This window comes from Microbacterium sp. 18062 (assembly GCF_902706225.1).
GTDB lineage: Bacteria > Actinomycetota > Actinomycetes > Actinomycetales > Microbacteriaceae > Microbacterium.
On record NZ_CACSKB010000144.1, the window covers coordinates 1 to 673 of the forward strand.

Annotated in this window: 1 pseudogene; it reads right to left on the reverse strand. The window is 71.3% G+C overall.

Annotation, left to right across the window (positions count from 1 at the left end):
- Window positions 1-673 (reverse strand): annotated as a pseudogene (locus tag GVL03_RS19035) (AMP-binding protein); the annotation flags it as partial.

Here is a 673-nt window from a genome sequence, read left to right on the forward strand (position 1 = left end):
CCGCCGAGGTGGAAGAAGTCGTCGTCCGCGCTCACAGTCATGTCGTCGGTGAGGTGGAGGACGTCGTGGAAGATCGTGGCGAGGGTCTTCTCGGTGTCGGTCTCGGGCTGTCTTCCCTCGCCGCCGCCGCCGGTGGTGAGGTGGGGGGCGGGCAGGGCGCGGCGGTCGAGCTTTCCGTTCACGGTGACGGGGAACGCGTCGAGCACCGTGATCGCGGTGGGCACCATGTAGTCCGGCAGGATGCCCGCGACGTGCTCCCGCACCGTCTCGACCAGGGCGGAGTCCTCCCCCGCACCCCGGACGGCGTCGCCGGTGGTGGTGAGGTAGGCGGCCAGGAACGACCCCCCGGCGGGGTGGTCCAGCGCGATCACCGCGGCACCGGTGACCGCCTCGTGGGTCTCGAGGGCGTGGCGGACCTCGTCGAGCTCGATCCGGAACCCGCGGATCTTGACCTGGTCGTCCGACCGACCCAGGTATTCCAGCTCGCCCCGAGGGCTCCACCGGACCACGTCCCCGGTCCGGTAGAGCCGGTCCCCGGTCTCGCTGAACGGGTCTGCGACGAACCGCTCCGCGGTGAGGGCGAACCGACCCACGTACCCGTCCGCGAGCTGCACGCCGCCCAGATACAGCTCTCCTGGAACCCCCGGACCGACCGGACGCAACCACCCGTCCA